The organism is Acinetobacter sp. WU_MDCI_Abxd143, from assembly GCF_025514195.1.
GTDB classification, from domain to species: Bacteria; Pseudomonadota; Gammaproteobacteria; order Pseudomonadales; family Moraxellaceae; genus Acinetobacter; species Acinetobacter pittii_H.
The window spans coordinates 94,853-112,328 of sequence record NZ_JAHPTH010000006.1; the positions used below are offsets into that span (position 1 = coordinate 94,853).

Consider the following 17,476-nt stretch of genomic DNA (forward strand, 5'->3'; position numbering starts at 1 on the left):
CAGTTAATATGACTTTATTCTACATAGAAAATTAGAGAAATATTGTTCGTGCATCCATACGCTCCTAATTTACAGCGCGTTTTATTGTTTGGGCTGTTTTTTATTTTGATTTTTTTAGGATTTAATATCCTGAAATACTTTATTGTTCCTGTACTTTGGGCTGCCATCATTGCATATATGACTTGGCCTATTTATTTAAGAATTCAGCGCTTTTTTGGAGAAACCCGTAATACTTTAAATGCAACTCTAATGATTAGTCTGGTCATTTTGGTTGTTGGTGTACCGTTTACATGTGCTATTTTCATTTTGCAGCATGAAGGACGCAACTTATATTTTGACTTACAACGTCAGGTTTTTTCGGGCCATTTAAGCATTCCAGATTTTATACGCGAGCTTCCTTTTGTAGGAAAAGAAATTTCTCGTACACTTAATGAGTTAAACAACGATCCTAATAGCACCATTCAAAATATCGCAGCTTGGGTACAAAGTCATTTAAGTTATGGCCGTGTACTGCTCGGTGAGATTAGCAAAAATATTGTCAAACTTGGCTTTGCCGTATTTAGCCTATTTTTCTTCTACCGTGATGGTCAAATGATTTTGTCTCAAGTGAGTAAAGCTTTAGAAATGGTCATTGGCCCTCGTATTCATCACTATCTTGATACGATTTCCGAGACAACTCGTGCAGTAGTCTATGGCGTAGGTTTAACTGCAATTGCTCAAGCCGTTTTAGCTGGATTAAGTTACTTCGTAGCAGGTGTACCAAACCCTATGGTACTCACTATTGCTACGTTCTTATTGGCTTTAATTCCATTTGGTACCCCAATTTCCTATTTAGGCGTAGGTTTATGGTTGTTCTCTCAAGGACAAACCATGGAAGCTATTGGCGTTGTCGTTTGGGGCGTGGTGATTGTCAGTAGCTCAGATAATGTGATTAGACCACTCGTCATTTCTGGCGCCACCAAAATTCCGTTCTTATTAATTATGTTTGGTGTATTAGGTGGTATTGCGAGTTTCGGCTTGGTCGGTTTATTTATTGGTCCTGTAATTTTGGCTATTTTACTGGCAATTTGGCGTGAATGGTTACATGAAACGATTGAACCTGAACCTATGCCAAAAACGACTATGATTTATGACTCTGAAAGTGAATCGTCCAATGACAAAGAGTGACATAGTGATTTAATTTAAAAATGTTTCTAGATACAAATTAACTATTTAAATTAACTTGTAGGTCAGACCTCTGTTTGTTTGAATCAAACGATCATATATATTTATAAGGACATCCAATCATGCAGATGTTTAATAAAATTAGCGCAGTTTGTGTGCTTACAGCCCTTTTTACCGTTGGCTGTAGTTCGGTAACTAAAACTGTATCTGACACAGCTCAAGCATTAACCTCAATGCATACTAAAAAAGTGGTCGACGTAAATGAAGTGACAGCTAACGGTATTGGCAAAAAAATAGGTACGATTAGCCTTCAAGATAGCGACAAAGGTTTAATTATTACCCCTGCTCTTGCTGACTTACCAAGTGGTACTCGTGGTTTCCATATTCATGAAAACGCTTCTTGTGCACCTGCTGTAAAAGATGGAAAACCTGGCGCTGCTTTAGCTGCGGGTAGCCACTATAACCCGAACCAAGCCCCTCATCATGGTACTCCAACCACTGGCCATTTAGGCGATCTACCTGTTTTAGTTGTCGATAATACAGGTGTTGCAACAACTGCCGTAATCGCCCCTCGATTGAAACTTGCTGATATTCAAGGTCGAGCTATTATGATCCACGCTGGTGGCGACAATTATTCAGACTCACCTCAACCTCTTGGCGGTGGCGGAGCACGAATTGCGTGTGGTGTGATTAAATAATTTATGTGTTTTTCAAATTGTGGGTATCTAAAAAGATATCCACAATTTTGTTAATTTATTGATCGTTACACCTTGGTTTAAGTCTAATAAAATCTTAAAAAATGACTGACTTTTGTAGATAAAAAGAATAATATTTTTGAAGTAATAAAAATTTAAAGTTACATACTGCTTTCTCACGTATTCTCTAATTTAGAACAAAAGCCGTGAATTATCTGACCCAAATATTTAATAGCTTTAAGACAAACTCTATTTTAATTTATTGCCTGCAAATTCTGATTGTACTCACTGGCACAACTTTAGGTTTGCTGTGGCTGGGCTATAATCAACTTATTGTTCCCGTGACCTTAGGCGCAATTGCAGCAGCATTAACAGACTTTGATGATCGTTTAAGTATTCGATTACGCAACTTGGTTTATGTCTGCCTGCTCTTTTTTACAGTCAGTAGCATTCTCGGCTTTTTAGCACCTTACAAAATTTTCTTTATTTTATATCTCTCTATCTCAAGCGCTTTTTTTATTTTACTAGGCGCCTTAGGGCAACGTTATGCCACGATTTCTTTTGGCACTATTTTGCTCTCTATTTATAGTATGTTCGGTTTAGGCGAATATACACATTGGTATCAACAACCTACTTATTTTGTTTATGGTGCTCTCTGGTACGGTTTAACTTCTATTTTATTTTTTATTATTAAACCGACACTCCCCTTACAAGATAAGCTCTCACAAATTTTTAAAGAAATTTCTGTTCTACTACAAGCAAAAGCTCGTTTGTTTGATCCGGACAATAAAGAGAATGTTGAACAGCTTTTATATGAATTATCGCTACAAAATACGCAAGTTGCCCAAAGCCTCAATCAAATACGCAGTTCACTACTTACTCGGCTTAAAGCTTCCAGAGTCAGTAATAAAAGCATCTATTGGCTAAACCTATATTTTTTCGCACGAGATATTCACGAGCAAGCCACTTCAAATTATTTACATTACGAACATATTCAACAGAATTTTAGCCGTAGTGATCTTATTTTCCGTTTCCAAAAAAATCTGCGCCTACAAGCACAAGCATGCCAAGACTTAGCTCAATGTATTTTATATAACCAGCCATATCAGCCTTCGCAAGAAAGTCAGAAAGTATTGGGACATTTGGAAAGTTCTTTAAAAGATTGGATACAACAACATCCACAAAATTTTGAAGTTAAAAATTTAAAACTTATTTTTGATAATTTAAAAGGAATGCATGAACAGTTTGAACAACTGCAATATGCCCAACCTGTTCCTGAAAATAACACTCAAACAAGACAAGAACACTTAAATTTACTTGATGATGATATTCAAGGATTTTCAGATCTTATCTTAAAACTTCGGCAACAACTTACGCCACAGTCAGCGCTGTTTAGGCATGCCATACGAATTGCTGTGGTTTTCGCCGCAGGTTATGCAATTTCACTGTTACCCTTTGCGCAGCATGGTTACTGGATTTTACTCACCAGTTTGTTTGTCTGTCAGATTACTTATTTTGCGACTAAAAGTCGTCTTAAATTAAGAACGATTGGTACCTTACTCGGTGTTTTATTAGGAATACCTATTTTATATTTTGTACCGAGTATTGAAGGCCAGCTCATCATTACAATTATTTGTGGAGTCTGCTTTTTTTACTTACGTCAAAAGAAATATGCTTTGGCTACGCTCATGGCTACCCTTATGGTGCTATTAATTTTCAACTTAAAAGGCGCTGGCTACAGTATTATTTTGCCTCGACTGATAGATACCTTATTAGGCTGCTTTATTGCATGGCTTGCCGTAAACTTTATTTGGCCCGATTGGAACTTCCGGAACATCCCCAACAATATTAATAAAAGCAGCAAAGCGACCTTAGATTATTTCAATGTGATTGTTGAGCAATATCAATATGGCAAAAATCAGGATATAGAGTACCGCCGAATTCGTCGTGCTGCGCATAACGCTCAAATTGAGCTATCCAACATGATTTCGAGCCTAAGCGCTGAACCCAACCCGAACCCTCAACTCATCCATTATGCTTTCCGTTATTTGGTTTATAGTCACAGTCAACTGAGTTACGTAGCAGCGTTAGGAAGCCAACGACAAAAAATTGATGATCAACAGGTATTACAACTCTTACTGGATTGTCAGCAAATTCTTAAACAGAGCTTCTTTGATCCAGCTTATATTGATTTCAATTTCCTTGAGCAGACCTTAGCACAAATTCAAAGCCTAACTACTCATGAGCACTTTTCAGAGAATTACACACTCGTGTTAAAACAAATCAGTTTATTGCTAGAAACCTTACCAGAACTATTAACACTTAAAGACAAACTTTTAGAACAAGAGATTAAGTAGAATAAAAAAATACCGGAATATCACTTCCGGTATTTTTTATTTAATTGTTGCCTTGTTGCAGTCTTTCTTGCATTTCCTGCTTCAAAGCACTTCGCGGTTGGCTAAACCAAAGAGCAATAAAGGTAAATGCAGACAATGCAAAAGCCCATAAATGAAATTGTGTATAGAGATAACGTACAAGCTCAATCATTGCAAAGAAACTCATCATCAGTAACATTGAAACTGCTGCTGCAACAGTTCCTTTTGAGACCTCAGATGACATGAGTGCAAAACGATACAAGACCGAGAAACTAATCCCCTCACCAAAACAAATCAATGTCATGCCTGTAAGCAAACAAGGTATGAGATAGGTTTGCCACACCACACCTAATATTAAAATAAGTGTACCAGTGAGCATAATCGGTAAACCCATCATGACGGTTTTACCTAAGGACAAACGATCAATAATTTTGATTAAGACAATGTTGCCTACAATCAAACCCAAAAACACAGGGAATTGAGCTAAGCCATATTGCACACTGGTGAGTTTTAACTCATCTACTAAAATGATTGGAGACAAAGCAATCCATAGCATTAAAGGCATACCCACTAAAGGTAATGCAAGGCTTAAACCTAAAAAACGGCGGTTGGTAAACACCTTTTTAAAATCATCAAAAAGATAACTAAAAGGTTGCTTGGTTACACTGACTTGCTGGCTCGGCATCTGTTTTTTCAACCCGATCCAACTGAGTAATGCCAATACAGCGATGGCGACAAAGCCCCAGTGCCATGACACATAATCAATTAAGAAAGCGCCAAGTACAGGTCCTAGCAAGGGCGCAAGCAATGAGATATTGGCCATGAGTGCCATGACTTTAATCGCATCACGTTCAGCAAAACTTTCTTGAATAGCCGCATATCCAACTGCTGAAATTACGGTTAAGCCAATTCCCTGCAAAAATCTTAAAGCTAGAAATTGCTCGATTTGCGTCGTAAGTAAAATTAAAAAACAGCATAGAGCAAAGAATAAAACTCCTGCTAATAGTACTTTTTTACGTCCGAGACGGTCCGACAAAGGACCAAGTAACCATGCGACAGATGCGCCACCTAACAAATAAAATGACATCGAAGACGGTGCCCAAGTTGCACTTACACCAAAGTCCTCAGTAATTGCCAACATGGCGGGCTGAATCAGGTCATTACCAATATAAACCGCAAATTCAAATAGCACTAAGGCCAAAGGAAACATCAACGTTGTACGGTTCAACGTTGTCGTTTGAATATTTTTCATGAGTTGTACACTTCAAAATAGCGGCCATATGTCTGTAGGACTACCTATAAAATAAGATGTAGTCATGACGATGACATGTATGGTCAATCAATCTTTAGTTAAGTTTTTATATGCCGTGAGAGTGCATGTTTAGAGTGTGAAACACCGTATTCACAAGGTGTCTAAAACGAGAAAAAATATATGACGTGAGATTCGGTAATTTTTACCAATTGGCACAATTGCCGAGCGCAACAATAGCACTTTTTAAATTGATCAGCAATCATGCAATTTTAAGAAGCTTAAATTTCAGTTTTTTGCACAAAAAGGCATGCAAATTGTGGTTGTGCACAAACTCAAAGTTATCCACATATTCGATGAAAAATTAAGCATCATGGGCAAGGATTAACTTGAAAATCTGTAGTTTCCTCTCCTTTTGTACATTGATAGCTTTGCTTTTTATTCACAATTTTCCAGATTTGCTGATCTCTTTTTAATAAATATTCAGTACGTGTTTTCGACACAGCATCTGGACTAGGCTCTGTTTGCAAAATAGTAACTTGCGCATTGGAAGGATCATCCGAAGCATTCATTTGCTGTGAAATATCTAAATTGCTTGCATTATTTAAAAGATCAGGTTGATCGAGCAATACAGCCTGTATAGGACTATCAGCGAGTTGAGCAGAAGAATTTTGAGGTGGAGCACAAGCAGTTAATATACTTAGGCTGAAAATAATCAACAAACCATTCTTTTTCATCACTCTTCCCCTCTATTTACTCAAAATTAATGCTAAAGATAATAGGCCACTTTTTCCTTTTGAGCTTTGTAAATAGGCATAAATTTATTGATATTAATTAGATAGATTAATTTTAAATAGAAATCCAATAATAATTATTGATTTTTTATCAACAATATTTTTCCTATTCATGCATTTTTCTACAACAGTAAATCTCATAGAGTATGCGTCAAATACAGGAATTTAATGAGAGCAACCTCCATGAGTAAGATTTTAGTGATTAATGGTGCTAAACAATTTGCCCACTCAAACGGTGAATTAAATGACACATTAACCACCCTTGCAACGACACATCTCACGGAACTCGGCCACGAAGTTCAAGTCACCCGTGCAGACAGCAATTATGATGCTGAAAGTGAAGTTGAAAAATACTTATGGGCAGATGTTGTTATTTATCAAATGCCAGGCTGGTGGATGGGCGCACCTTGGACGGTCAAAAAGTACATTGATGATGTCTTTACCACTGGTCATGGTTCACTTTATGCAAGTGATGGGCGTAGCCGTTCTGATGCCTCAAAAAAATATGGTTCAGGTGGTTTAATTCATGACAAAAAATATATGCTGTCATTGACTTGGAATGCTCCAATGGAAGCATTTGAAGATACAGATCAATTCTTCCACGGCGTAGGTGTAGATGGCGTTTATTTACCATTTCATAAAGCCAATCAGTTCTTAGGCATGAGCACCCTTCCGACATTTATTGTAAATGACGTGATTAAAATGCCTGACGTTGATAGTTATGTTGAAGAATATAAAGCACACTTAAATACTGTATTTGCAGCAGCCTAATAAGGAGAAATCCATGCTAACCATTATTGCGGAAATTCGTACTAAATCGGGTGGACAGCATCGCCAGAACGTATTGGATGCCTTTCAAAAAATCATTCCAACTGTTTTAGCAGAAGATGGTTGCCATGGTTATGAACCTTTAGTTGACCACATCTCAAATGCAAGCTTCCAAAACAAAGACCCAGACATTATTGTGATGTTGGAAAAATGGGAAAGTGTTGCCCATCTTGAAGCGCATTTAGCGACGCCTCATATGCAAGCGCATCATGAAGCAGTCAAAGATGATGTCGTTGACGTCAAAATTAAAATTTTAGAAAGCGGCGTATAATTTAGACTATAAAAAAAGACGATATATTTATCGTCTTTTTTATTTTTAAGAGCAAAGCTGAGTTTGAAAACCTCTAGACCCTTTCCCTCTCGCGCATTGATAGCTCTTTTGCTTATTTTGCAATTGCCACTTTTCATCAACCAGCTTAAATGAATATTCTGTTCGGATTGCAGAAACAGAATCATCCATTAAACCTGTTTGGATAACGGTAATACGGGAAACTGTTGGAGATTCTACTCGGTTAAATACTTGCTGAACTGAGGTATTGTTATGCTCTTTTACGATCTCAGGCTGGGCTTTAAGTACTTGTTGCATCGGAGTTTCCGAACCCACAAAAGGAATTAATTTACTGGTCGTCGCACACCCAGTGAAAAGCCCAGCACAAAGCGCTGAAATTAAAAATAAACGTTGCATTTTTATCACCCAAAATAAAAGCCATAGCTTTATGATGCTATGGCTTTGTCGGTTACTCTGTAGAAACTATGTAGTCCTACAAAATAGATATAATTTAAAGATCAAACAATTTACCTGGGTTCATCAAACCATTCGGGTCAAATACTTTTTTCAAAGCTTTCATATATTCAATTTCTTCAGGCGAACGTGAATATTCCAAATATGGCTTTTTCGTCATGCCTACACCATGTTCAGCAGAGATTGAACCGTCGTATTTTTTAACAGTATCAAACACATATTTATTAACCACCTGACATTTCGCAAAGAACTCATCTTTGGTTAAGTTTTCAGGTTTTAAAATATTTAAGTGCAAGTTACCGTCACCAATATGGCCAAACCAGCAAATTTCAAAATCTGGATAGTTTTCTTGAACAATCGCGTCAATTTCACGAATAAATGCAGGTACGTGAGTAATTAATACTGAGATATCATTTTTATATGGAATAAATGGTGCGATTGATTCAGAAATATCTTCGCGTAAACGCCATAAGCTTTCTACTTGGTCAAGGCTCTGGCTCATTACACCATCAAGTACCCAACCCTGCTCCATACAATGCTCGAAAATTTCCATTGCTTTATCGAGAATCGGCTCATATGGTGCTTCAAACTCAAGTAATACATAGAACGGGCATTGTGTTTCAAATGGGCGTTGTACATGTCCATGATCTAAAACTTTTTGCATTGCAAGTTCACCAAAGAACTCAAATGCAGTTAAGTCGATGTCTTTTTGGAATGCATGTAATACAGGCATTACCGCATCAAAATCAGGAACACCTAAAACTAAAACTTGTAAGTTTTGTGGTTGACGCTCAAGTTTAATTTCAGCTTCGGTCACTAAACCTAATGTACCCTCACCACCAATAAACAAATGCTGTAATGCATAACCAGTTGCATTTTTAACCATGCCTTTGTTTAAACGCAGGATGTCACCTTTACCAGTCACTACGGTTAAGCCAAGTACCCAGTTACGTGTCATACCATATTTAATGACTTTAATACCGCCGGCATTTGTTCCGATATTACCGCCAATCTGGCTAGAACCTGCGGATGCAAAGTCCACTGGATAATACATGCCTTGTTCTTCTGCATAATTCTGCAATTGCTCAGTCACAACACCAGCTTGCACTCGAACCATACGGTCTGCTGGGAAGAACTCAAGAATTTGGTTCATTTTGTCCATGCTAATGACAATTTCACCATTGGTTGCTACCGCACCAGCAGAGAGACCAGTACGACCACCTGACGGTGTAATCGCAACATTAAACTGGTTCGCAAGCTTAACAACCGCCTGAACTTGTTCAGTCGTTGAAGGAAAAACGATGACCGATGGGTTCGGATTAAAATGCTTGGTATGATCTTTACCCCAGTTTTCGAGACTATCAGCATCAGTTTTAATACGGTTTTCACCGACAATTGCTGTTAATTGGGTGAGTAACTCAGGTGTTAAAGCGACTGGAGCATTCATCGTTTGCAGACCTAGCAAGAAGTAAACTGTGGTGGGACTATGACCTCATAATTCTCAAGGTTCTCACCTGAGCAAAGCCATAATGTTCAAGGAACTCCTATATTCTACATGTATCCGCGCAAGCGATAAAGTTCAGAATAGAGATACTGTCACTACAAAACATGTTTAACGTAAATAAATGCTTTCTATAGGGCTTTCATAGAAAAATCACATTTATCCCCCTACCAAGCATATTTTAAAATGCTCGACAAGCCATAAACAGAAGTGATTAGACATAGATAAAATTGCCATAAGGCGATGGTATAAACGAAATATCTATAGCGCTGCCCAGTATGTTATTATACCGCCACCAAATTTGGCCTTTGTAGCGGAGCCGTAATGAGCCAACATCTTTCACTACCTAAAGATAAAATCCGTTTCCTTTTGTTAGAAGGCGTTCACCAAAACGCAGTCGATACTTTAAACGCTGCGGGTTACACCAATATTGACTATCGTAAAACTGCTCTTGAAGGCGAAGCACTTAAAGAAGCAATTAAAGATGCTCACTTTATTGGTATTCGTTCGCGTACCCAATTGACTGAAGAAGTTTTCGAAGCTGCAAATAAATTGATCGCTGTAGGCTGTTTCTGTATCGGAACAAACCAAGTTGATCTTAAAGCAGCAATGGCACGTGGTATTCCTGTATTCAACGCACCGTATTCAAATACGCGTTCGGTTGCAGAGCTTGTACTTGCTGAAACAATTCTTCTTCTTCGCCGTGTTCCAGAAAAATCGGCGGCTTGTCATCGTGGTGGTTGGGACAAGTCTGCTGTCGGTTCTTTTGAAACTCGTGGCAAAACTTTAGGTATTGTGGGTTACGGTTCCATCGGTTCTCAACTTTCAGTTCTTGCTGAAAGCATGGGCATGCATGTTATTTATTATGATGCAGTAACCAAATTACCAATGGGTAATGCTCGCCAAGTTGGTTCTCTAGATGAACTTTTAGCAACTGCAGATGTTGTAACGTTGCATGTGCCAGATGTTCCGTCTACACGTAACTTCTTCACTAAAGAACAATTTGCGAAAATGAAAGAAGGCGCGATCTTCTTAAATGCTGCGCGTGGTACATGTGTAGTGATTGAAGATTTAGCTGATGCAATCAAGTCTGGTCATATTGCTGGTGCAGCGGTTGACGTATTCCCGAAAGAACCAAAAGCAAATGGTGAAGAATTCCAATCTCCACTTCGCGGCTTAGACAACGTGATTTTAACTCCTCACGTTGGTGGTTCAACCATGGAAGCGCAAGCAAACATTGGTTTAGAAGTTGCAGAGAAATTTGTTGCTTACTCTGACAAAGGTATGACACTTTCTGCGGTGAACTTCCCGGAAATCGCATTACCATTGACAGCTGGTCAACACCGTTTATTGCACATCCACAAAAACGTGCCAGGTGTATTGTCTAAAATCAACAACTTGTTTGCTGAACAAGGCATCAACATTTCTGGTCAGTCACTTATGACTAAAGGTGACATCGGTTACCTCGTCATGGATGTTGACGCTTCTGCTTCTCAAGAAGCTTTAGATATGTTGCATGAAGTTGAAGGTACAATTCGCGTGCGCGTATTGTTCTAATACGAACTGTAAATTCAAAAGCCACAGCATTGTCTGTGGCTTTTTTATGGGCATTTACATTATCATGTGAAAAGTATACCAATCGATCAAATAATAAAATGTCCACTCTAAGCCAGAAATCTCAGCTACATGCTTTGGGTTTTCTCATCCTCGCTATGCTAAGCGTACAAAGCAGTGCATCTTTAGCTAAAATTCTGTTTCAGAACTTTCCTGTACTGACTGTTTCAGCAATGCGCCTATGTTTAGGTGCAATTATTCTTGCGATTATTTTTCAAATTTGGCGAATTAATTTTAGTCAGGTTCGCTGGAAAGCAATCTTAGCTTATGGATTTGCGCTTGCAGGTATGAACGCCTTATTTTATCTGTCGATCGAACGTTTACCGATTGGAATTGCGGTTGCTTTTGAATTTATTGGCCCTTTAAGTGTGGCGTTATATCACGCACGTCAAAAATATGATTTCGTTTGGGTCAGCTTCGCAATTATTGGGCTGATTTTACTTTTCCCTTTTAATCAAGCACATAGTTTAGATTGGATCGGCGTTTTATTTGCAATTAGTGCAGGGTCTTGTTGGGCACTTTACATTATTGCCGGGCAGAAACCTTCTGGTATTTCTGGTAATCATACGGTGTGTTTAGGAATGAGTGTAGGTGCATGCATCTTATTACCCATTACCTTTTTTTCAGGCTCGATTGGTCAAGTGATTGAACTTCCCTATCTTTTTTATTTTATTGGTTTGGCCATTTTAGCCAGTGCTCTCCCATTCTCTTTAGAAATGTTAGCACTGCGCAATTTGACACCTTTAAGCTTTGGAACATTGATGAGCCTAGAGCCCGCAGTTGCAGCACTATCTGGATTTATCTTCTTGGGTGAATATCTTTTATGGAATCAATGGCTAGCACTTGCAACCATTATCACTGCCTCTGTTGGTTGTACCGTAACCACCCAAAAAGCTCGCCAAGAACGTGAAAAAGCAGCAAGTTAATTTAATGAAATCTGCCAGCTAAAACATAGTATTCGTTATAATTGTCCACCATTATTTTTAGACATCAGATGAAGCGCTAGAGTATTTTCCATGCAAAATCTTCCAATTATTGCTGTGCTGTATATGATTTTGTCTATGGTCTCATATCAAATCAGCGCTTCATTTGCCAAACAGCTCATTGCAACATTAGACCCTCTCACCGTTACAGTTTTAAGGCTGAGTTTTGCAACGGTTATTGTCGCAATTATGTTCCGATCTTGGAAAATCTGGTCACGCTTACCCTATTTAAAATGGCGTGATTTATTGATGTACTGCGCTTCTTTAGGCTTAATGAATATCCTATTTTATACCTCACTTGGAAAACTACCCCAAGGTATTGCTGTTGGATTAGAGTTTATTGGTCCATTGGGTCTTGCGCTTCTTTCTATTAAACAAAAGAGCGACTACATTTGGGTAGCACTGGCCATGTTAGGCATTGCACTCATGGTACCTTGGCAAAACCCCATTCAACACCATTTCTCGTATGTAGGTGCAGCATGTGCGCTAGGTGCCGGACTTTGCTGGGCCTTCTATATCTATTTCGGTCATAAAGTTGTGACCCAAAATATCGGGATGCATGCATTAACGATTGGGATCGGTGTATCTGCACTTGCCTTATTGCCAATTGGAATCTGGCACAATGCTCCTGCATTACTTGAAACACAGTACTGGGGTAAAGCCTTACTTATTGCGGTATTAGCAACGGCAATTCCATATGCACTCGACTTAATGGCTCTCAAACAACTTAATAAATTAACTTATGGGACTCTAACGAGTTTAGCACCAGCATTGGCAGCATTAACGGGTTTCTTATTACTTCACGAAGAAATCAGCATGCTGCAATGGGTGGCTTTGGCTTGCGTAATGCTGGCCTCTATTGGTGTTACTTTAAGAAGTACTAAAAAAGCTGCGTAGGTTTAATCTACTGCTGCTTTTTATACTTTTTATATTCCTTTAAATATTTATTACCCAGCGTTTCTTTTTCGCTGTCTTTAAGAATTTTTCCAGCTTGCTGGAAAAATTTATGTTCTTCTTCTTTTAAATGATGATGGACTTTTTCACTCAACTGTTTGGCAGTTGCTAACCAGCTTGGGCTACTCATATCGGTTTTTTCGAGCTGCTCAACCAACTCATCCATTTCGTGATGCTCAGATAAAGCATGTCTCGTAATATCTAAACCGACATCGTCAAACATTAAAGGAATATATAAATAACGATCTTCGGCAACTGAATGGGCATAAAGTTCATTTTTTAATGCATCAAATAGTTCTTTTCTTTCTTCAGTTAAACCATGTGTCTGAATAAGTTGTTCAGAAAGGTTACGTTGATTTTCATGGCTTTCTCTTAATACTTCGAAAATATTCATTCTCTTCCTCATTTTTTAGCTAAAAAATCTTTTTTATTTCAAGGTTTATCATACGTTGAAATTTATAAAGTTTAAGTAGCTTAAAATGAGACTATTTTTTACACAGTTTTCTTTCTAGTAAATTTCTGTAATGATTTTTATATTTCTAGCTTTAAATGATACATAAAAGTATGAACTGCATTTTAGGGACAGCTCATACTTTCAATCTTATTTAACCCGTAACAAACATTTGATAGCCCAAACGGCAAATCAGAATACTCACCAAGATTAAAAAGATAATACGCACAAAACCACTACCGTACTTAAGCGCGGTACGTACCCCAACAATAGAACCAAGTACGTTAGCCGCTGCCATCATTAAACCAATATGTAAAATAGCGTGACCAGTTGGGATGAGAAAACTCAGCGCAGCTAAGTTAGTCATAAAATTACCGATTTTTGACAAAGCTGAAGCATGCAAGAAATCAACTTGTAAAAAACGGATAAAGAAGAAAATAAAGAAACTGCCAGTACCCGGCCCAAAAATACCGTCGTAAAAACCAATCGCCAAACTACCAATAGCAGCTAAAATTAACATTTTCGTGGTAATTTTTTGCTCGGTATGAACTTGACCGAAGTTCTTTTTAACTAGGGTATAAATCGCAATCACAATCAACATTACGAAAACGAAAGGACGCAATACCGATTGAGGAATAAGTGATAAGCATGCCGCGCCGGCAAAAGAACTAATCAAGGCACAAATGGCAATAACTGCTAGAAGCTTCCATTGCAACTTTACTTTTTTAGCAAATGTATAAGCCGCCGATGCAGTACCAAAAATGGATGAGACTTTATTGGTACCAATCACCGTAGCAGTCGACATGTTAGGAAAAGTGCTCATGATCCCGGGAATCTGGATGAGTCCACCGCCGCCTACAGCAGCATCAATTGCTCCTGCAGTAAACGCAAAAAAGATCAAACTAAGGATAACATCCCATTCCATGCCCATGCTCTATACTCTACATCTACTACAAATTTAAGATACGCTTAGGTACCAACCGTTTTTTATCGGTAATCTCGGCTAAGCCTAAACAGCGCTCACCTGAAAACACCAAAACTTCTGCTTCTGCTGAATGCTCAATATTGCTTTCTAAACCGTTGCAAAAATATTTTTCACGCCCTTCCGGAACTTGAATTTTTAGGAAATGGTCAACTGGTGCATAAACTGGAAGTAGCAAAGCTTCTCTTTGCTCTTCTGTTAAACTTTCCAGATATTCAATGGTATAACTCGGTATAAGCTCAAAATGTCCTGTTTGAGTCCGATTTAGCATCGTTAAATGTCCACCACAACCAAGTGCTTCACCAATATCTTCACCTAGTACACGGATGTATGTACCTTTAGAGCAGGTTACATCCAGAGTGATACTATTTTCGGTAAACTCAATAAGCTCTAAAGCATAAATCGTGACTGGACGCGCTTCACGCTCAATCTCTATACCTTTTCTCGCCAACTCATATAACGGCTTACCTTCTTTTTTCAAAGCCGAATACATGGGTGGAACTTGTTGAATATCTCCTCTAAATTTCTCTAAGGTTTGTTCAATAAGTTCTTGGTTAAGCACCGGAATAGGACGCTCTTGTAAAATCTCCCCTTCCACATCACCTGTTGTAGTGGTCTGTCCCAATCGAACAGTGGTTTGATAACGCTTTGTTGAGTCCAGCAAATAATGTGAGAACTTGGTCGCCTCTCCCAAACAAATCGGGAGCAAACCTGTCGCCAAGGGGTCTAACGCTCCAGTATGGCCTGCTTTTTGGGCGCGATATAACCAACGCACTTTTTGCAAAGCCGCATTTGAACTTAAGCCTAATGGTTTATTTAATAGAAATACACCACTGATATGGCGACGAGAAATTTTTTGATTTTTTGTCGTCATTTTTACTGGAACACAAAGCTAGAAAAAAGTGCCGACATGTTAGCAAATTCGGCAAGATATTTTCACAATATTTAGGTGCCTTTTCACTTATTTTATGGCACATTAATGATCGAGTAAAAAAACAACAAATTAAAACTTAAGGAAGATATCTTTATGCAAGGGATGCAGAAGAAGGTATTGTGGTGCGTGCTCGGATTTTTTATTTTGGGCCTCATTGCATGTGTATATTGGCTAAGCCCAGAATCAAAAAATACATCGACTCAACTAAATCAGAACGAAGCTAAAAGCTTAGCATCTATTCCACCTACAAATCATTCATCGCTAAATGCAGATGCTTACCATAGTAAAAGTCAGCAAGATACTGAAGTTAACTGTCAGTTAAAAATTGATAGTTCCCAACATTTGGTTGTTAACAGTCAAACTCGTGACTGCTTTGAATATTTTATTACCCAATATGGAGAAAATGATTTAGAGCAAATTAAAAATCACTTTGGACAATTTATTCAGGGAAAATATTTAGAGCCAGCTCGCTCACAGATTCTGGATTTATGGGGTCGCTACTTAAAATATCGTGAACAGCTTGCTCAAATCCAAACGCCCTCGTCAAAACAACAAGATAAAAATTACTTTCAAAAAATCTTTAATTCAATTCAAGATCTAAGAAAACGTTTCTTTTCGGCCGCTGAAATTGAAGGGCTCTTCTCAAATGAAGATATCTATCAGAACTACACGCTAGATCGTATGCAAATACTTGAGGACTCTTCTTTAAACGAAATTGAAAAGGCTCAAAAGCTTAAAGAACGCTTTGAACAGCTACCAGAAAACTGGCAACAAAACCTACAAGAACTTTCTAAACTCGATGACTTACATACACTGACCAAACAAATTAAAGCTCGTCATGGTTCAGCAGAAGAGCTTAGACAAATGCGTACAGCACTCGTCGGAGCTGAAGCAACTCAAAGGCTAGAAACTTTAGATACGCAGCGTAGTGCTTGGCAGCAGAGGGTCACAAGCTACCTAAGTGGACGAGATGAAATTATTAAAAGCAATATGAGTGATAGTGCTAAAAATCAAGCCATACAACAATTACGGCAACAACAATTTAATTCAGCACAAGAACAATTAAGACTTCGAACTTTTGAAACGGTCCATGATCAGGGAGGTGAACTGCCATTTAATTATTAAGTCTTTCCTATTAGGGACTGGCTAAACAAGCACTAGCAGTAAGAAGCTGCTTTTCATACAAAATAAAAATAGTGAGTAAAAAATGAAAAGGAAGTTAACGTTTTTTTGCGCTGCAATGCTCTCAGGATTGAGTATTTCAGCGGCCCATGCCACCAATGCTGAACAAGTTAAAAACTCGTTCGTCTATTCATCTTACGCACAAACCAAATATCCACTGGTTTTTAACCACGGTATGGCAGGTTTTAACCGAGTTGGGACAGATACACTTGGTCTCGATTACTGGTACCAAATTCTTCCGGATCTTGCTCGTAATGGAGGAAATGTCTGGGCAACCAGAGTGTCACCTTTTAACTCAACAGAAGTGCGTGGTGAACAACTTGCCCAGCAAGTAGAAGAGATCATTGCTATTACCGGTAAGCCTAAAGTCAACTTGATCGGTCATAGCCATGGGGGCCCGACAATTCGTTATGTGGCCGGCATCATGCCAGAGAAAGTTGCCTCACTCACCACGATAGGTGCACCTCATAAGGGATCACCAATGGCAGATGTTATACTGAAAGTTGAGGGTACTCCTCTGTCTGGAATAGCAACGTTAGTAAACTGGTTTTCAGCAGCAATTACTTGGGCAGGAGGACTAGACCCAACAAGCTATCCTCACGACTCTTTAGCAGGTGCTCATAGCTTATCAACTCAAGGTTCAGCTCAATTTAATGCTCAGTTCCCTATGGGTGTACCAACTACTTCTTGTGGTGAAGGGACATATCAAGAGAAAGGCATTTATATGTATTCTTTCTCAGGGAATAAAGCGCTGACCAATCCATTAGATCCATTTGATATTGCTCTTACAGGTAGCAGTTTAGTGGTCGATCCATTTGGTGATAATGATGGACTTGTTTCCCGATGCAGTGCCAAATTTGGTAAAACAATTCGTGATGATTACAACTGGAATCATTTAGATGAAGTGAACCAAGTGCTTGGTATACGTTCTATTTTTGCTTCCGATCCTGTCTCGGTTTACCGTCAACATGCAAATCGTCTGAAACTTCAAGGACTATAGTTTTTAAAAAAAATGCGCCAAAAGGCGC

At 38.5% G+C, this 17,476-nt stretch carries 17 protein-coding genes; 10 read left to right on the top strand and 7 right to left on the bottom strand.

What is annotated here, in order from left to right:
- The first annotated feature begins 48 nt into the window (after nucleotides 1–48).
- The 3 genes from KTI79_RS12660 (at nucleotide 49) to yccS (ending at nucleotide 4,216) form a co-directional block, all read left to right on the top strand.
- On the top strand, nucleotides 49–1,167 hold the full coding sequence (locus KTI79_RS12660; RefSeq protein WP_086264996.1) for an AI-2E family transporter: 1,119 nt from the start codon (nucleotides 49–51) through the stop codon (nucleotides 1,165–1,167).
- A 125-nt stretch (nucleotides 1,168–1,292) separates the two neighbouring features.
- Nucleotides 1,293–1,862: a superoxide dismutase family protein gene (gene sodC / locus KTI79_RS12665; RefSeq protein ID WP_086265011.1), complete on the top strand. Its 570-nt coding sequence runs from the start codon at nucleotides 1,293–1,295 to the stop codon at nucleotides 1,860–1,862.
- A 203-nt stretch (nucleotides 1,863–2,065) separates the two neighbouring features.
- On the top strand, nucleotides 2,066–4,216 hold the full coding sequence (gene yccS, locus KTI79_RS12670) for a YccS family putative transporter (protein ID WP_086264997.1): 2,151 nt from the start codon (nucleotides 2,066–2,068) through the stop codon (nucleotides 4,214–4,216).
- 40 nt (nucleotides 4,217–4,256) lie between these two features.
- On the opposite strand, the gene KTI79_RS12675 is transcribed toward yccS, so the two are convergent.
- Together KTI79_RS12675 and KTI79_RS12680 are read right to left on the bottom strand one after the other, a co-directional pair.
- Entirely contained in the window at nucleotides 4,257–5,486 is a 1,230-nt protein-coding gene (locus tag KTI79_RS12675; protein ID WP_068563916.1) for an MFS transporter, read from the bottom strand.
- A 368-nt stretch (nucleotides 5,487–5,854) separates the two neighbouring features.
- Nucleotides 5,855–6,223 (bottom strand): hypothetical protein, encoded by a 369-nt coding sequence (locus KTI79_RS12680; RefSeq protein ID WP_086264998.1) that lies wholly within the window; start codon nucleotides 6,221–6,223, stop codon nucleotides 5,855–5,857.
- Nucleotides 6,224–6,460: 237 nt separating this feature from the next.
- Between KTI79_RS12680 and KTI79_RS12685 the strand changes: the two genes are divergently transcribed.
- On the top strand, nucleotides 6,461–7,048 hold the full coding sequence (locus KTI79_RS12685) for an NAD(P)H-dependent oxidoreductase (protein ID WP_017481707.1): 588 nt from the start codon (nucleotides 6,461–6,463) through the stop codon (nucleotides 7,046–7,048).
- A 13-nt stretch (nucleotides 7,049–7,061) separates the two neighbouring features.
- Nucleotides 7,062–7,376: a putative quinol monooxygenase gene (locus KTI79_RS12690; RefSeq protein WP_032004859.1), complete on the top strand. Its 315-nt coding sequence runs from the start codon at nucleotides 7,062–7,064 to the stop codon at nucleotides 7,374–7,376.
- A 45-nt stretch (nucleotides 7,377–7,421) separates the two neighbouring features.
- Here the strand turns inward: KTI79_RS12690 and KTI79_RS12695 are convergent, their stop codons facing one another.
- Nucleotides 7,422–7,790 (bottom strand): hypothetical protein, encoded by a 369-nt coding sequence (locus KTI79_RS12695; protein WP_017400479.1) that lies wholly within the window; start codon nucleotides 7,788–7,790, stop codon nucleotides 7,422–7,424.
- Between the two features lie 94 nt (nucleotides 7,791–7,884).
- On the bottom strand, nucleotides 7,885–9,294 hold the full coding sequence (locus KTI79_RS12700) for an FAD-binding oxidoreductase (protein ID WP_002116692.1): 1,410 nt from the start codon (nucleotides 9,292–9,294) through the stop codon (nucleotides 7,885–7,887).
- A 378-nt stretch (nucleotides 9,295–9,672) separates the two neighbouring features.
- On the opposite strand from KTI79_RS12700, the gene serA reads away from it, so the two are divergent.
- From serA to KTI79_RS12715, 3 genes are all read left to right on the top strand, one after another.
- The gene (gene serA / locus KTI79_RS12705) at nucleotides 9,673–10,905 is read left to right on the top strand and encodes a phosphoglycerate dehydrogenase (protein ID WP_002116919.1); all 1,233 of its coding nucleotides are present in this window, start codon (nucleotides 9,673–9,675) and stop codon (nucleotides 10,903–10,905) included.
- 98 nt (nucleotides 10,906–11,003) lie between these two features.
- Entirely contained in the window at nucleotides 11,004–11,888 is an 885-nt protein-coding gene (locus tag KTI79_RS12710; protein ID WP_086264999.1) for an EamA family transporter, read from the top strand.
- A gap of 90 nt (nucleotides 11,889–11,978) precedes the next feature.
- The gene (locus KTI79_RS12715) at nucleotides 11,979–12,842 is read left to right on the top strand and encodes an EamA family transporter (protein WP_005067148.1); all 864 of its coding nucleotides are present in this window, start codon (nucleotides 11,979–11,981) and stop codon (nucleotides 12,840–12,842) included.
- 7 nt (nucleotides 12,843–12,849) lie between these two features.
- Here the strand turns inward: KTI79_RS12715 and KTI79_RS12720 are convergent, their stop codons facing one another.
- The 3 genes from KTI79_RS12720 to truB all read right to left on the bottom strand — a co-directional run bounded on the left by KTI79_RS12720 (nucleotide 12,850) and on the right by truB (nucleotide 15,206).
- Nucleotides 12,850–13,293 carry a hemerythrin domain-containing protein gene (locus tag KTI79_RS12720; protein ID WP_086265000.1) on the bottom strand — a complete coding sequence of 148 codons (444 nt, stop codon included), beginning with the start codon at nucleotides 13,291–13,293 and terminating at the stop codon, nucleotides 12,850–12,852.
- 211 nt (nucleotides 13,294–13,504) lie between these two features.
- Nucleotides 13,505–14,281 (bottom strand): sulfite exporter TauE/SafE family protein, encoded by a 777-nt coding sequence (locus tag KTI79_RS12725; RefSeq protein ID WP_081404667.1) that lies wholly within the window; start codon nucleotides 14,279–14,281, stop codon nucleotides 13,505–13,507.
- Between the two features lie 19 nt (nucleotides 14,282–14,300).
- Nucleotides 14,301–15,206 (bottom strand): tRNA pseudouridine(55) synthase TruB, encoded by a 906-nt coding sequence (truB, locus tag KTI79_RS12730; protein ID WP_032004865.1) that lies wholly within the window; start codon nucleotides 15,204–15,206, stop codon nucleotides 14,301–14,303.
- A gap of 153 nt (nucleotides 15,207–15,359) precedes the next feature.
- Between truB and KTI79_RS12735 the strand changes: the two genes are divergently transcribed.
- The gene (locus KTI79_RS12735) at nucleotides 15,360–16,391 is read left to right on the top strand and encodes a lipase secretion chaperone (protein ID WP_086265001.1); all 1,032 of its coding nucleotides are present in this window, start codon (nucleotides 15,360–15,362) and stop codon (nucleotides 16,389–16,391) included.
- A 115-nt stretch (nucleotides 16,392–16,506) separates the two neighbouring features.
- Nucleotides 16,507–17,448 (top strand): lipase family alpha/beta hydrolase, encoded by a 942-nt coding sequence (locus KTI79_RS12740; RefSeq protein WP_081325856.1) that lies wholly within the window; start codon nucleotides 16,507–16,509, stop codon nucleotides 17,446–17,448.
- The last annotated feature ends 28 nt before the right edge of the window (nucleotides 17,449–17,476 follow it).

Excerpts from the sequence above, each read along its gene's own strand:
- KTI79_RS12690 (WP_032004859.1), top strand. The coding sequence starts at position 7,062 with ATGCTAACCATTATTGCGGAAATTCGTACTAAATCGGGTGGACAGCAT.
- KTI79_RS12700 (WP_002116692.1), bottom strand. The coding sequence starts at position 9,294 with ATGAATGCTCCAGTCGCTTTAACACCTGAGTTACTCACCCAATTAACA.
- KTI79_RS12725 (WP_081404667.1), bottom strand. The coding sequence starts at position 14,281 with ATGGGCATGGAATGGGATGTTATCCTTAGTTTGATCTTTTTTGCGTTT.
- KTI79_RS12740 (WP_081325856.1), top strand. The coding sequence starts at position 16,507 with ATGCTCTCAGGATTGAGTATTTCAGCGGCCCATGCCACCAATGCTGAA.
- KTI79_RS12695 (WP_017400479.1), bottom strand. The coding sequence starts at position 7,790 with ATGCAACGTTTATTTTTAATTTCAGCGCTTTGTGCTGGGCTTTTCACT.
- KTI79_RS12675 (WP_068563916.1), bottom strand. The coding sequence starts at position 5,486 with ATGAAAAATATTCAAACGACAACGTTGAACCGTACAACGTTGATGTTT.
- serA (WP_002116919.1), top strand. The coding sequence starts at position 9,673 with ATGAGCCAACATCTTTCACTACCTAAAGATAAAATCCGTTTCCTTTTG.
- KTI79_RS12735 (WP_086265001.1), top strand. The coding sequence starts at position 15,360 with ATGCAAGGGATGCAGAAGAAGGTATTGTGGTGCGTGCTCGGATTTTTT.
- KTI79_RS12710 (WP_086264999.1), top strand. The coding sequence starts at position 11,004 with ATGTCCACTCTAAGCCAGAAATCTCAGCTACATGCTTTGGGTTTTCTC.
- KTI79_RS12715 (WP_005067148.1), top strand. The coding sequence starts at position 11,979 with ATGCAAAATCTTCCAATTATTGCTGTGCTGTATATGATTTTGTCTATG.
- sodC (WP_086265011.1), top strand. The coding sequence starts at position 1,293 with ATGTTTAATAAAATTAGCGCAGTTTGTGTGCTTACAGCCCTTTTTACC.
- KTI79_RS12720 (WP_086265000.1), bottom strand. The coding sequence starts at position 13,293 with ATGAATATTTTCGAAGTATTAAGAGAAAGCCATGAAAATCAACGTAAC.
- truB (WP_032004865.1), bottom strand. The coding sequence starts at position 15,206 with ATGACGACAAAAAATCAAAAAATTTCTCGTCGCCATATCAGTGGTGTA.
- KTI79_RS12685 (WP_017481707.1), top strand. The coding sequence starts at position 6,461 with ATGAGTAAGATTTTAGTGATTAATGGTGCTAAACAATTTGCCCACTCA.